The sequence below is a fragment of the Achromobacter sp. UBA2119 genome (assembly GCF_002331005.1).
Classification (GTDB): domain Bacteria; phylum Pseudomonadota; class Gammaproteobacteria; order Burkholderiales; family Burkholderiaceae_B; genus Achromobacter; species Achromobacter animicus.
Genome location: NZ_DCYD01000015.1, coordinates 94,487 through 108,039, shown reverse-complemented (window position 1 = coordinate 108,039; position 13,553 = coordinate 94,487). Strand labels below are relative to the sequence as shown.

The 13,553-nt window shown below is 67.4% G+C and carries 9 protein-coding genes; 2 read left to right on the top strand and 7 right to left on the bottom strand.

The features are described 5' to 3' along the window. Nucleotides 1–104 precede the first annotated feature (104 nt). The 3 genes from B3098_RS14970 to B3098_RS14960 all read right to left on the bottom strand — a co-directional run bounded on the left by B3098_RS14970 (nt 105) and on the right by B3098_RS14960 (nt 4,221). Complete coding sequence (locus B3098_RS14970; protein WP_286897394.1) at nt 105–1,307, bottom strand: NAD(P)/FAD-dependent oxidoreductase; 1,203 nt, start codon at nt 1,305–1,307, stop codon at nt 105–107. A gap of 23 nt (nt 1,308–1,330) precedes the next feature. After that, complete coding sequence (locus tag B3098_RS14965; protein ID WP_062839975.1) at nt 1,331–3,592, bottom strand: arginine/lysine/ornithine decarboxylase; 2,262 nt, start codon at nt 3,590–3,592, stop codon at nt 1,331–1,333. 176 nt (nt 3,593–3,768) lie between these two features. Next, entirely contained in the window at nt 3,769–4,221 is a 453-nt protein-coding gene (locus B3098_RS14960) for a hypothetical protein (RefSeq protein ID WP_175122488.1), read from the bottom strand. A gap of 107 nt (nt 4,222–4,328) precedes the next feature. Here B3098_RS14960 and B3098_RS14955 point away from each other — a divergent pair, with 107 nt between their 5' ends. Continuing rightward, entirely contained in the window at nt 4,329–4,847 is a 519-nt protein-coding gene (locus B3098_RS14955; RefSeq protein WP_279974447.1) for a GNAT family N-acetyltransferase, read from the top strand. 9 nt (nt 4,848–4,856) lie between these two features. Here B3098_RS14955 and B3098_RS14950 read toward each other — a convergent pair whose 3' ends face one another. After that, nucleotides 4,857–6,098: a GGDEF domain-containing protein gene (locus tag B3098_RS14950; protein ID WP_175184670.1), complete on the bottom strand. Its 1,242-nt coding sequence runs from the start codon at nt 6,096–6,098 to the stop codon at nt 4,857–4,859. Between the two features lie 105 nt (nt 6,099–6,203). Between B3098_RS14950 and B3098_RS14945 the strand changes: the two genes are divergently transcribed. Then, nucleotides 6,204–7,073 (top strand): GNAT family N-acetyltransferase, encoded by an 870-nt coding sequence (locus B3098_RS14945; protein ID WP_286897390.1) that lies wholly within the window; start codon nt 6,204–6,206, stop codon nt 7,071–7,073. A 4-nt stretch (nt 7,074–7,077) separates the two neighbouring features. On the opposite strand, the gene dcd is transcribed toward B3098_RS14945, so the two are convergent. The 3 genes from dcd to B3098_RS14930 form a co-directional block, all read right to left on the bottom strand. After that, nucleotides 7,078–7,641, bottom strand: a complete 564-nt coding sequence (dcd, locus tag B3098_RS14940; protein WP_008166733.1) for a dCTP deaminase — start codon at nt 7,639–7,641, stop codon at nt 7,078–7,080. A gap of 110 nt (nt 7,642–7,751) precedes the next feature. Beyond that, entirely contained in the window at nt 7,752–11,600 is a 3,849-nt protein-coding gene (locus B3098_RS14935; protein ID WP_286898169.1) for a translocation/assembly module TamB domain-containing protein, read from the bottom strand. A gap of 56 nt (nt 11,601–11,656) precedes the next feature. Continuing rightward, nucleotides 11,657–13,552, bottom strand: coding sequence for an autotransporter assembly complex protein TamA (locus B3098_RS14930; RefSeq protein WP_414631283.1), 1,896 nt, complete (start codon nt 13,550–13,552; stop codon nt 11,657–11,659). Nucleotide 13,553 lies beyond the last annotated feature (1 nt).

The window sequence follows — 13,553 nt, the reverse complement described above, 5'->3', positions numbered from 1 at the left end:
CCGGAATGCCGGAAAGGCGCAATGGCGGCCACGCAGGTTGCTTCGGGAGTTTTCAGGATCTGGGGTGAAAGCGGCCAGTGCCTAACCAGCGCGCCTGGCCGCAGCTACAGCGCCTGGCCGCAGGCGACGCCGGAGGCCCACGCCCACTGGAAGTTGTAGCCGCCGAGCCAGCCGGTCACGTCGACGGCCTCGCCGATGAAATACAGGCCCGGCGCGGCCTTTGCCTGCATGGACTTCTGGTCCAGGCCGCGCGTGTCCACGCCGCCGCGCATGACTTCGGCCTTTTTGTAGCCCGCCGTGCCGCTGGGCACGAGCGTCCACTGATGGATGTCCTGCGCCAGCCCGCGCAGCGTCTTGTCCGGCGCGTCGGCCAGGCGCAGCGCGGCCAGGCCCGGCTTGCCGCCCTGCTCGGCCAATTGCAGCCAGCGGTCGGCCAGCCGTTTGGGCCATAGCCCGCCCAGCACCGTATGAAGCTGCTGGCGGTTGCCGGACTTGGACGCCAGCAGTTCCTGCGCCAGATCGCGCCCCGGCGCCAGGTCGATGACGATGGGCTCGCCCGGCTTCCAGTAGCTGGAGATCTGCAGGATCGCCGGCCCCGACAGACCGCGGTGTGTGAACAGCAGGTCTTCAAGGAATTCGCCGCGCGTCTTGCCCTGCCCCGTCTGCAGGTTCACTTCCAGCGCCACGCCGGACAGCTCGGACAGCGGCTGCCACTGCGCGGGGTCGAAGGTCAGCGGAACCAGCGCGGGGCGCGGCTCGACGACCTTCAGGCCGAACTGACGGGCAATCTTCAGCCCGAAGTCCGTTGCGCCCAGTTGCGGAATCGCCATGCCGCCGGTCGCGACGACCAGCTTGGCGGCCCGGATGACGCCCTGGCTGGTGCGCAGCTCGAAACCTTCGGCCCCATGCGCGACCTCGGCCACCGAACAGCCCATGCGCCATTGCACATTGCCCGCGTCGCACTCGGCGCGCAGCATGTCGATGATGTTTTCGCTGGAGTCGTCGCAGAACAGCTGGCCTCGATGCTTCTCGTGCCAGGCGATGCGGTGGCGCTTCATGAGCGCCAGAAAGTCCTGCGGCGTGTAGGCCGACAGCGCCGACCGGCAGAAATGGGGATTTTCAGACAGGAAATTGGCGGGCCCGGCCCCGATGTTCGTGAAGTTGCAGCGCCCGCCGCCCGAAATGCGGATCTTCTCGGCCAGGCGCTGCGCGTGGTCGACCAGCACCACGCGCAGGCCGCGTTGACCCGCGACCGCCGCGCACATCATGCCCGCGGCGCCCGCGCCTAGCACTGCAACATCGAACATCAAGATTTCCGGCCCGCCCGTGCTTACTCTTCGATCAGGCAGTCAACGTAGTAACGCTTTTCGCCGTCCGGGCCCACTTCGTCGGCCAGGCCGTGGATGTAGGTTTCGAAGCCGGGGAAGCGTTCGTTGAACTCGCGCGCGAATTGCAGGTACTGCACGATGGTGCGGTTGAAGCGTTCGCCCGGGATCAGCAGCGGAATGCCCGGCGGGTACGGCGTCAGCAGCACGCCCGTGACGCGGCCTTCCAGCTTGTCGATGTCGACGCGCTCGACTTCGCGGTGCGCCATGCGGGCAAAGGCGTCCGACGGTTTCAGCGCCGGCACCATGTCGCTCAGGTACATCTCGGTCGTCAGGCGGGCGACGTCGCGCTCGCGGTAGGCCTCGTGGATCTGCTGGCAGAGGTCACGCAGGCCCATGCGCTCGTAGCGGCGATGGTCGCGGCAGAACTCCGGCAGGATGCGCCACAGCGGCTGGTTGCGGTCGTAGTCGTCCTTGAACTGCTGCAGCGCAGTCAGCAGCGTGTTCCAGCGGCCCTTGGTGATGCCGATGGTGAACAGGATGAAGAACGAATACAGGCCGGTCTTTTCAACCACCACGCCGTGCTCGGTCAGGTACTTGGAGACCAGTGCCGCGGGAATGCCGGTTTCGCCGAAGCTGCCCGACATGTCCAGCCCCGGCGTGATGACCGTGGCCTTGATCGGGTCCAGCATGTTGAAGCCTTCGGCCATTTCACCGAAGCCGTGCCAGTGATCGTTGGCTTCCAGGATCCATTCGTCGCGATTGCCGATGCCTTCGGCCACCAGGCGGTTCGGGCCCCAGACCTTGAACCACCAGTCGTTCTTGCCGAACTCGGATTCCACCTTGCGCATGGCGCGGCGGAAGTCCAGGGCTTCGCGGATGCTTTCCTCGACCAGCGCGGTGCCGCCCGGGGGCTCCATCATGGCCGCGGCCACGTCGCAGGACGCGATGATCGCGTATTGCGGCGACGTGGACGTGTGCATCAGGTACGCCTCGTTGAAGACGTTGCGGTCCAGTTTGCGGGTCTCGGATTCCTGCACGATGATCTGCGAGGCCTGCGAAATGCCGGCCAGCAGCTTGTGCGTGGAGTGCGTGGCAAACACCATGGCGTCCTGGCTGCGCGGGCGGTCCTGGCCGATGGCGTGCATGTCCTGGTAGAACTCGTGGAACGACGCGTGCGGCAGCCAGGCTTCGTCAAAGTGCAGCGTGTCGACATAGCTGCCGAGCTGCTGCTTGATCATTTCGACGTTGTAGATGACGCCGTCGTACGTGCTCTGCGTCAGCGTCAGGATGCGCGGGTTCTTGTTCACCGCTTCGCGCGCGAAGGGGTTCGCTTCGATCTTCTTGCGGATGTTGTCCGGGTGGAATTCTTCGAGCGGGATCGGGCCGATGATGCCCAGGTGGTTGCGCGTGGGGCGCAGGAACACCGGAATCGCGCCCGTCATCGTGATGGCGTGCAGGATCGACTTGTGACAGTTGCGGTCCACCACCACGACGTCGCCAGCGGCGACGTTGGCGTGCCACACGACCTTGTTCGAGGTCGACGTGCCGTTGGTCACGAAGAAGCAATGGTCCGCGTGGAAGATGCGCGCGGCGTTCAGTTCGGATTCGGCGACCGGGCCGGTGTGGTCCAGCAGCTGGCCCAGTTCGTCCACGGCGTTGCAGACGTCGGCGCGCAGCATGTTTTCACCGAAGAACTGGTGGAACATCTGGCCGACCGGGCTCTTCAGGAACGCCACGCCGCCCGAGTGCCCCGGGCAGTGCCAAGAATAGGAACCGTCCTGCGCGTACTTCACCAGCTCGCGGAAGAACGGCGGCGGCAGGCTGTCGACGTAGCTGCGGGCTTCGCGGATGATGTGGCGCGCCACGAACTCGGGCGTGTCCTCGAACATGTGGATGAAGCCGTGCAGCTCGCGCAGGATGTCGTTCGGAATGTGTTCCGACGTGCGCGTTTCGCCGTACAGATAGATGGGAATGTCCGCGTTGCGAAAGCGCAGCTCGCCAATGAAGGCGCGCAGGTTCTTGATTGCGCTGGCCACGTCCTCGGGCGAGTCCACGTCGAACTCTTCATCGTCGATCGACAGGATGAAGGCGCTGGCGCGGCTCTGCTGCTGCGCGAACGAACTCAGGTCGCCGTAACTGGTCACCCCGATCACCTCGACGCCCTCGGCCTCGATTGCTGCGGACAAGGCACGGATACCCAAACCGGACGCGTTCTCGGAACGGTAGTCCTCGTCGATGATGAAGATGGGGAAGCGGAATTTCATGCAGGCGCTCCTGGGGGCATGGCGGATCGGACGCGTATCGCGGCGCGAATGTACTGCGAGTAAAAAACCGTCTGATGACAGACGGCACGAGCACCCGCCGGCCGGCGGGAATTGCGGAATTGTAGGGCTGTTTTTCTTACAGCCCTAAGGGAAATCCCCAGAAGCGCCAGATCAGCCTACCGGATGGTCTGCGCTTCGCCCGTCTGGAGGGCTGTCATGAAGCGTTCAAAGTAGGCGGGGATGGCCTCGGCGGCCCCGTAACGGATGCGCCGCTCGACCTTGGCGATGGCGCCAAAGCACACTTCGGACCCGGGTTCTCCGCAGACGAGGACCACGGGATCTTCGTCGTCGCAGACCTCGTACAGCCCGCCATGCGCGCGGCGGCCAACCTCGTAGAGATAGGCGGCAGCACCGACGGTTTGCATGGGGGTCAGAGGCAGGGTGCCCAGATGGGCGGCCTCCAGTGCGTCATCCAGCGCATGGACGCTGGACGGGGAGTAGTCCAGCACGGCGCCGGTTGAACCGGCCGCCTCCACGAAGTCCTGCGCTGCACCCGCGACACGGGCCACGAACTCTTCCTGGACTTCGTGGCGCGTCGCATCCTGGTTTGTCTTGAGGAAACCGAACATCAATGGCTCCTTGTTGAAAACCGCAAGCGGCGTTGGGGCCATTATAGGCAAGCCCATCCCCCTATACTCCTCAAACGTTACCTAATCCCAACACTCTCAAAGCCGCCATGAACGAGCCTGTCGTCCGACGACTGATCGCTGCCGATGCCGCGCCCCTGCGGCAATTGCGTTTGAATGCGCTGGTCGAAACGCCCGAGTCCTTTGGATCGAGTTACGAAGAGGAACACACGCTGACATTGGCGGACATCCGCGAATGGATTTCGCCGGCCAACGATGGCGCGATGTTTGGCGTGTTCCTGGGCGAGGTGTTGGCCGGGATCGTCGGCGTGGGACGCCAGCGCAAGCTGAAGGTGCGGCACAAGGCGCACATCTGGAGCATGTACGTCGCACCCGCCGAGCGCGGCCGGGGCTTGGGCCGGATGCTGATGCACGCGGCGATCGACCATGCGCGCACCATGCGCGGCATCCGGCAGGTGCAGCTGAGCGTCACCGCCAACAACGTCGCGGCGTCCGCGCTTTACGCCAGCCTGGGATTCACCGTGTATGGCCACGAGCGCGAGGCGCTATGCGTCAACGGCAAGCTGTACGACGAAGCGCTGATGGCGATGCCGCTGGCCGACCGGTAGGCACTGGCCTCAAGCAGCGCCCGCGCGGCGGCGCGCGCCGAAGGCACACACCTGATTGCGACCGCCGTCCTTGGCCTTGTAGAGCGCCTGGTCGGCCGCCTTGATGACGGCGTCCGGGGCGCGCAGCGCATCGCTGCGTTCCGCCACCCCGATGCTGACCGTCACGCGCAAGGGCCGGGCGCCGCGCCCTCCCCGTCCGCCGCGGCGGCGCTGGCCGATCTGGTCCGCCTTGGGCCGGGCCGGCTTGTCGCGCAGGCGCATCTGGTAGGCCTCGATGGCGCGCCGCACCGTTTCCAGGTGCGGCATGGCCTCGGCAGCGGTCTTGCCGGGAAACACCAGCGTGAATTCCTCGCCGCCGTAGCGGTAGGCCTGGCCGCCACCCGGCACGCGCCGCAACTGCGAGGCGACCATGCGCAACACCTGATCGCCCACATCGTGGCCGTGCGTGTCGTTGAAGGCCTTGAAGTGGTCCACGTCGGCCATTGCCAGCGTGTAGAGGCGGCCCATGCGTTGCAGCCGCTCGTTCAGTGCGCGGCGGCCGGGCAAACCGGTGAGCTCGTCGCGGAACGCCATGTGAAAGCCTTCGTGCGCCAACGAGATGCACAGGGCCGTCAGCGCCGCGGCGGACATCAGCGCCAGTTCGAGCGGATGCGCCGCGCCGCGCGGCAGCGCCCAAGCCATGCACACGAAGCCCAGCCACTGCCCTGCCTGCTGCGGGCGCCCGTAGCGCAACAGCAGCAGCGTCAACGTCAGGCCGGTGCCCAGCAGCGCGATCAGCGCCTCGGCCGGTACGCCCAGGCGCGCCAGCATGCCCTGCAGCGCGACGGTGCTGAAGATTTCGCCCACGCCGTCCTTGCCCACCAGCGCAATCACGGCCACGCCCGCGGCGATCAAGCCGATGCGCAGCGCCACGTCGATCAGCATGCTGGATCGTTCGGACCACAGGGCATTGATGGTGTAGACGAGCGACCACCAGGCCAGCACCGGCCCCATGGCCCACGGGGCTTCCCGGGCAAGCGTAGGCCAGGCCGCCGTGACGGCCAGCACGCACAGCATCAGCGCCATGGTCTGCGAGCGTTGATACATCAGGCAGATCGCCGATCCGATCAGCGCCATGACCCATGGCACGAACGGCACGATCAGGCTGAGCGCGGGCGGCCAATCCCGCCAGAACAGCAGCCCGACCGCTGCGGCCACCGGCAACGCGGGATAGAACAACAGGGGCAGCCAGGGAATATGGGGGTAACGCACGGATTGGGCCTTGCTAACGCTTGCAGAAATGACGTCGCCAAATCGGCAAACACATGTAATCTTTTTACGGACGCGGCATAAGGTTCTTTAGCGCAGAATGTCCCCATGAGAATCCTGGTCAATATCGATGTTCCCGATCTCGAACACGCGATCGGTTTCTACCAGTCTGCCTTCGGCTTGAAGCTGAACCGGCGGCTGGGTTCCACGGGGGCCGAACTGCTGGGCGCCGACGCTCCCATCTACCTGCTCGAAAAAGCTGCGGGCACGGCTGCTGCGGGGGCCGTGCGTCAGCCCCGCGACTACGCCCGGCACTGGACGCCCGTGCATCTGGACTTAGTGGTGGAGGACGTGGATCAGGCGGTGGCCCGGGCGGTCGCCGCGGGCGCGCGCCTGGAGGATCCGCCCGTCACGCATGACTGGGGCCGCATTGCGCATCTGGCTGATCCTTATGGCCACGGCATCTGCATCCTGCAGTTTTTGGGCCGGGGGTATGACGAACTGGCGCCTGCGTCGCTGCGCTTCACGCCTGCAGCCGAGACCGACTTCGAAGCGCTGCTGGCGCTGCGGATCGAGGCCATGCGCGACAGCCTGGAACGTTTGGGCCGCTTTGATCCTGACCGCGCGCGCGCCCGGCTGCGCGGCACGTTCCGCCCCGAGTGCACCTGGCACATCGAAGAAGCCGGCAAACGCATCGGGTTCTATTGCCTGCGGCCCGAGGGCGAGGGATTGCGGCTGGATCATCTGTACGTGCATCCCTCTGCGCAGGGGCGAGGCGTGGGCGGCCAGGTGCTGCGCCGGATCTTGCAGGACGCCGACCGCCGCGGCGTCGGGGTGACATTGAGCGCGTTGCGCGGCAGCGATTCGAACCGCTTCTATCGCCGGCACGGCTTCGTGCAGACCGGCGAAGGCGAGTGGGATATCGACTACCGGCGTGACTGCCCGAGCGATAACCCGCGCCCGGCGCAGCCAGGCTGAACGATCAGGTGCGTGGCAGCGTGACGCCGCGCTGGCCTTGATATTTGCCGCCGCGATCGCGGTACGAGGTTTCGCAGACCTCGTCGCTTTCCAGGAACAGCATCTGTGCGCAGCCTTCGCCGGCGTAGATCTTGGCGGGCAGCGGCGTGGTGTTGGAAAATTCCAGCGTGACGTGGCCTTCCCATTCGGGTTCAAGCGGGGTCACGTTGACGATGATGCCGCAGCGCGCGTACGTGCTCTTGCCCAGGCAGACCGTCAGGACGCTGCGCGGGATGCGGAAGTATTCCACGGTGCGCGCCAGGGCGAAGGAATTCGGCGGGATGATGCAGACGTCGCCCTTGAAATCCACGAACGAGCCTTCGTCGAAGTTCTTGGGATCGACGATGGTCGAATTGATGTTGGTGAAGATTTTGAATTCGTCGGCGCAGCGCACGTCGTAGCCGTAGCTGCTGGTGCCGTAGCTGACGATGCGCCCGCCATTGGCCGTACGAACCTGCCCCGGTTCGAAGGGTTCGATCATGCCGGCTTCGGCCTGGCGGCGGATCCAGCGGTCGCTTTTGATGCTCATGGTGGGTGTGGTGCTAGGGATTTGGAATGGGCATCATTTTATCCCGAGCGCGCCGGACCCGATTCCGGCCGGGCGGGACAGACTTGTCCCGCCGCAAGCCGGGCGCCGGATCAATTGCCGAACAGGGTGCGGTACACCAGGGAAATCCCGTTGACCGAGCCGCCCTTCAAATCCAGGGACAGACCACGAGCCAGCCGGTAGCTGGCGCGCCCAACGGTATCGCTGCCGGACAGCGCCTGCTCGACGCTCAGCGTGATGCCGTTGGCGAAGTTCTTGCTGGCCACCAGGAATTGCGTGGACAGGTCGCTGCCGATATCGCGGTTCACATTGCCGGCCACCGTACGGTCCGGCAGGATGCTGCCCGAACTGCCCATGTTGCCGGTGCGCACCGCCACGTCGTCCAGGCCGAACTGCTTGTAGAACGGCTGCCCGCCCCCCAGCAGCGCGGTGCCGATCGACACCAGCAAGGCCGCGTCGCCGCCGCTTTCATCCGGCCCGCGGCCCAGCAGCAGCCACGACAGCTTTTCGACGTCGCTGACTTCCGGATAAGACACCAGGTCGATGCGCGGACGCTGGGCCGTGCCCACCACGCGCACGCCGGCCTCGACCAGTTCACCCGTGCGCAGCGCCTCGATATCCAGGATGGGGTTGTCCAGACGGCCCTGGAACGTCAGGGTTCCGCGGCTCAGGCGCAGCCGCTGGCCATAGGCCTCGATGCCGCCGCCGCGCGTGCGCAACTGGCCCCAGCCTGTCAGCCGGCCCTCGTTCAGCCGGATCTGGATGGAACCGAGCAGGCCGGCGTCCAGCCCCATGCCCGTGATGTAGAAGCGCGGCCCCATGTCGAACTTCAGGTCCATGCTGGTCTGCAGCGGCGTCGAGACCTTGTTGGGATCGTCGCCCGCTCGGATCACGCGCACGTCGTCATCCAGCGTCGGCACGCCCTGCAGGATCTCCAGGCTGAACCAGCCCGCGTCGGCGCTAAGGTTGCCCACGATCTCGAGGCGCGGCATGGCCGCCCGCACCTCGACCGTGCCGGACACCATGGCGTAGCGGTCCGATCGCTGCAGGGCCGGGAATCGGAACAGCGTCAGCTTGATCGCGCCGCCGCCGTCCATGATGTTCCAGTCGCCCTTCGCTTCGGCGTAACCGCCCTTGGCGCCCGCGTTGGTCGTGATCCATTCCTTGGTGCGCCATTCGGCAGGCATCACGCGCAGCGACGCCGGAAAGCGCAGGCTGTCCAGAATGAGCCGCTGGCCGTCCAGGCGGGCGGACAGCGTGCCATCGATCAGCCGCACGCCATCGTCGATGCGCACCAGCCGCAGCTTGTCGCCCCGGATCGAGCCGGTGGCGCCCCATTGGCCGGCAAGCGTGCCCTGCACGTCGATATTGGCCTTGAGCGTACCGCCCACTTCCATGGCGTCGCCCACGAACAGGCCAACCCACGCCAGGTCGGCGATGTCCGCATTCAAGCGCGCCCGCAGCGGCTGGCGCGAATCCAGCGCCATCCCGCCCTGCGCGTCCACCAGCAGGACCGCCGTGCCGGTGCCGTTGATCGACCCCATCTTTTCCGTCGACAGGTCCAGGCGGGCGTCCAGCCGGCTGGCGTTGGCTGAGGTGGGCGTGGCGGTCACGTCGACGACCAGCGCCTTCACGCCCAGCGGCACCGGGGGATCGCCCGGAATCAGCAGGTCGCCCGCACGGCGCGCGATGCGGGCCCGGCCGGCCAGGCGTCCGTCGAATTTCAAGTCCCACAGCAGGTCGAGCGCGATGCGGCGCTGGCCGTCGGGAACCATCGCGTTCACGCGGCCGGCGTTGCGGCCCAGCTTGGCCGCGGCTTCCGGATCGAACGCGCCGACCACCTGGCGCGCCACGCCAGCCGTGATGACCAGGTTGTCCGACTGCCCGGCGGTTTCCCAGCGCTTGCCGCCGCCGCGCGATCCCTGGTGCGCCACGGACAGGCGCTCCTTGCCCGGCAGGGTCAGGCTCACGCCGGTCTGGCCGACCTGCCACTGCCATTGCGGCGCAACGGCAGCGGGCAGGAAGGACAGCGTGACCGGGCGATCCAGGGACACGGCGAATCCGGCGGTATCCGCGCTCAGCCGTGAAAACGTGCCGCGCCAGCCCACCAGCGCCGCGTCGGGCTGGCCTGCCGGGCCCCTGCCCCAGCCGCCGTTGAAGGTCAGATTGGCCTGCGCGCGGGATTGCCCGATGATGCCGGGCCGGGGCCGGGGCGGCGTATAGCTGGCGGTGAGCTCGCCGCGGTGCGCGGCCACCGTGCCGTCGATGCGGGCCTTCACGTCGGCACCGCCGGGTATGTCTGGCCAGAAGGCGTCCAGTTGCGGCGCCTGGGCATCCAGCGTGATGGCGCCGCTGGATGCCCCCAGTTCGCCCGTCGCGCGGACGCGATTGCGCCCCAGCCGCAGGTCCACGTCCAGGCCGTGGATGCGCAGGCCGGCCAGCGGGTCCACCGCCGGGTCACGCGCGGCCGTCCCGGCAGGCGCCACTGCGGCGCCTGCCGCAGCACCGGCTGCCGCAGCATCGGCTGCCGCAGCACCGGCTGCCGCAGCATCGGCTGCCGCAGCACCGGCTGCCGCACCGTCCCCCGTCCCAGTCACATCCACCTGCGCCTTCAGATCCCCGCTCAGCGGCTGGCGGTTCCAGCGGCTGCCCTCTTCAAAACGCAGGTTGACGGCGGCATGGCGCAGCGTGCTCAAGTTTTCGATGTCGGCCTGCACGTCGGCGCGAACGGTCAGCAGCGCGGGCGGAATGGCATTGCCCGTCCACGGCGCCAGATCCAGGCGCTGCGCGTCCAGCGATCCGACGATGCGGTCGCGGCCGGGCGCGTCGCCCGCCTGCAGGTCGAATTGCGCGGCCAGCGTGGACTTGTCCGGCAACTGCGCTCGCGCCCTGGCACTGCGCAGCACCAGCGCCGTGCGCGGCGCCAGATCGGCCACCACATCGAGCACGAAATTGGACCCCGTGCCGTCGATCTTGGCCTGGATGCCGTCCAGCGATCCCGCGGCGTCGGCGTGCAGCACGACAAGGCACGCGGGCACGGGCGGCCCCATCGGCGCGGCCGCGGTGGCGGCAGGCTCTGCCTTGCCCTTGGAAGCTGCTGCGGCGTCGGTGCGGCCCTTGGCCGTCTCCGCCGGCTTGGAGGCATTTGTGCCCTTGGCGGCGGCCTCGGCCTTGCGAGCGCCTGCGCGGTTGGCCGGAGCCTGGGCCTTGGCCGCAGCCGATTTCTTGGCCGCAGCGGGCTCCTTGGCCGATTCTTCGGCCTTGTCCTTGGCCGGCGCCTGCCCCGCCACAGGACCGAACACGCCGCTCAGCCGATCGGCCTGGCACAGGGGAGAGTCGGGACCCGCGCCGCGCGCCGTCACGTCCAGGCGCGCCGCGAAGGGCCAGGGGTCGGCCAGACCCTGCAGATCGGCCTGGCCAGTCACATCGGCCTCGCCCACCTCGTGGCCAACGCGCAGGCTGGCGATGCGCAATTGCGCGCCCTGTTGGCTGGCGGCAAAGGTCGCGTTCAGGTCATTCAAGGTGACGGGCAGCGGCTCGCCGTCCTGGGTGAACTGGAAGTCGCCCAGCGCCAGCCGGTCCACGGCGATAGTCACAGGCAGCTTGGGCAACGTGAAGGGTTCGCTGCTTTCCTCGGCAGGCGGCGTCTCGGGCGACGATTCCATGTCCACGCGGACCGAGCCGGCGGACAGATTGCGCACATGCAAGAGCCGGTCGCCCAGCGCGCTCCAGCGCACGGACAAATCCAGGTCGTGGATGTCGACGTGCGTGCCGCCGGCCGTCAGCTCCAGACGCCCCACGGTGACCCCGTGCAGCAGTGAGCCGTTCACGTCCAGCGCCTGGCCTTCGAGTTGCTGCGCGGCGGTCGTCAGCAACAGGCGCGTGCCGTTCTGCGAGGCCACCAGCCAGAAGATGAAGCCAGCCGCCAGCGCAACCAGCATGGCAAGCCCGGGCAGCCACCACACCAGCACATGGCGCAGAAATTTACGCACGAACTTCAAAACGCGATCCCCAGCGAGAAATGCAGGCGCAGGTCACGTTCGCGCTGGCCATAGGCCACGTCCAGGAACAGCGGCCCGGCGGGCGTGCGCACGCGCGCGCCGACGCCGTAGCCTACGGACATCTTCATGTCGCCGAACGATTCGGCGGCATCGCCCGCGTCCACGAACACGCCCATGCCCCAGCGCTCGTCAAAATAATGGTCGTACTCGATGCTGCCCACGAGCAGCGTGGGCGCGCCGACGACAGCGTTGTCGCGGTGCACGCCGATGCTTTGATAGCGATAGCCGCGGATCGACCGCGCACCGCCCGTCCGGAAACCGAAGTCGTCCGGCACCTGCACGTCGCCGTTGGACCACACGCGGCCGACCTCGCCACGGATCGTCAGCACGTCCCATTTACCGAAAGGCCACCATTTCTGACCGCGCAGCCGCAGGCGGGTGTAGGGCTCGCCGGTATCCAGCGTCACGCCGACACCGCCGCCCACGGAAATCAGGTTGCCCTCGCGCGGATCGTATTTGTTGTCGACATCGCGCCGCAGCCATTCGGCCGTGGTGGTGATGGTGGGCAGCGTGTAGCTGTCGCCGCCGTCGATCTTGACGTGGTCTTGCGCCAGCAGCACGCCGTAGCGCGTTTCATATTCGACGCGGCTGTCGCCCGCGCCCTTGCGCTCTTGCGTGCGCGTCGCGCCCAGCGCGTAGCGGGTCACTTCCAGCCCCTGGATGTCGGAACGGTCCGCCAGGATCCCGACGGAATCGCGGTAGCCGCGCTCGGAAGGCGGCAAGAGGATGTCCATGAAAACGCGCTGGCGCAACCGGTCCACGCCAAAGCCTGTTTCCATGGTGACTGGTTGGCCGAACACGACGTTCTGGCGATACACCGATTCCACCCGTACGCCGGCCTCGTCGTCCACGCCGATCGACGCGGAAAACCGCTTGGGCGGCGCCTCGACCACGCGCACCTGCACCGGCAGCGTGATCTCGCCGTCGGAATCGAACTGCGCCGGCGGCGGGGGCATGCCGCCCGACACCGTGGGATCGCCCGCCGGTGCGGCGGCAGCGGCGTCTTCGGATCCGGGGCCGCGGGCGCGGTCGGAAATGGGATCGGTGGGCTGATCGTTCTGGCCGGGCGGCTCCTGCAGCGAAACGAACGCGCCGCGGAAAAACGCGGTCGATTGCAGGTCCTGCTGCCACTGGTCCAGCCGGTTCTGGTCGAATGCGGCACCCACGTTGTAGCGCACGTAGCGGTCGATCAGCGTCTCCGGCACGCGCTTCAGACCCTGGGTGTTGAGCTCGCCCATGCGCACCTGCGGCCCGCTGTCGATGGTGACGTGCAGATGCGCCGCCGCGTTGTCCGCGTCGATGTCGGCGCGCGAGGACGTCATGCGCGCCAGCAGGAAGTCGCGCGTGGACACGTCGTCCAGCAGCGTGGCCTTGGCGCGGTTCCAGTCGCTATTGATGAACGGCTGCCCCTTCCTCAGGCTCCAGTCGTCGCGCAGCTTCTGCACACGCTGCGCGTACTCGGGGCGCGTGATGCGGCCCGAGAACTCCAGATTCACGGATTCGACGGTCGTGCGCTTGCCCGGCACGATCGCGATGTCCCAGGTTTCGCCGCCGATATCCGTACCGGCTTCGAGCGTGACCTTGGGCGAGAAATACCCCTGCGTGGCCAGCGCCGCCAGCGTCGCGTCGCGCGCGCGCCGGCGCAGGCGATTGATTTCACCGCCGTCCTGGTCTTCGGCCAGACGCGCGATCGCATCGACCGCCTGGGTGATCGCCTGCAGCGCGGCCGGGGGCACGCCCCCGGGGTCGACAATGACCTCCGGGCGCTTGGCCAACGCCTCGCCCGCCATCATGCAAAGTCCTGCCAATAAGGCGCGGGCAGCCCACCGCATG

Excerpts from the sequence above, each read along its gene's own strand:
- B3098_RS14960 (WP_175122488.1), bottom strand. The coding sequence starts at position 4,221 with ATGTTCGGTTTCCTCAAGACAAACCAGGATGCGACGCGCCACGAAGTC.
- B3098_RS14930 (WP_414631283.1), bottom strand. The coding sequence starts at position 13,552 with ATGCGGTGGGCTGCCCGCGCCTTATTGGCAGGACTTTGCATGATGGCG.
- dcd (WP_008166733.1), bottom strand. The coding sequence starts at position 7,641 with ATGAGCATCAAAAGCGACCGCTGGATCCGCCGCCAGGCCGAAGCCGGC.
- B3098_RS14945 (WP_286897390.1), top strand. The coding sequence starts at position 6,204 with ATGAGAATCCTGGTCAATATCGATGTTCCCGATCTCGAACACGCGATC.
- B3098_RS14935 (WP_286898169.1), bottom strand. The coding sequence starts at position 11,600 with ATGCTGGTTGCGCTGGCGGCTGGCTTCATCTTCTGGCTGGTGGCCTCG.
- B3098_RS14965 (WP_062839975.1), bottom strand. The coding sequence starts at position 3,592 with ATGAAATTCCGCTTCCCCATCTTCATCATCGACGAGGACTACCGTTCC.
- B3098_RS14955 (WP_279974447.1), top strand. The coding sequence starts at position 4,329 with ATGAACGAGCCTGTCGTCCGACGACTGATCGCTGCCGATGCCGCGCCC.
- B3098_RS14970 (WP_286897394.1), bottom strand. The coding sequence starts at position 1,307 with ATGTTCGATGTTGCAGTGCTAGGCGCGGGCGCCGCGGGCATGATGTGC.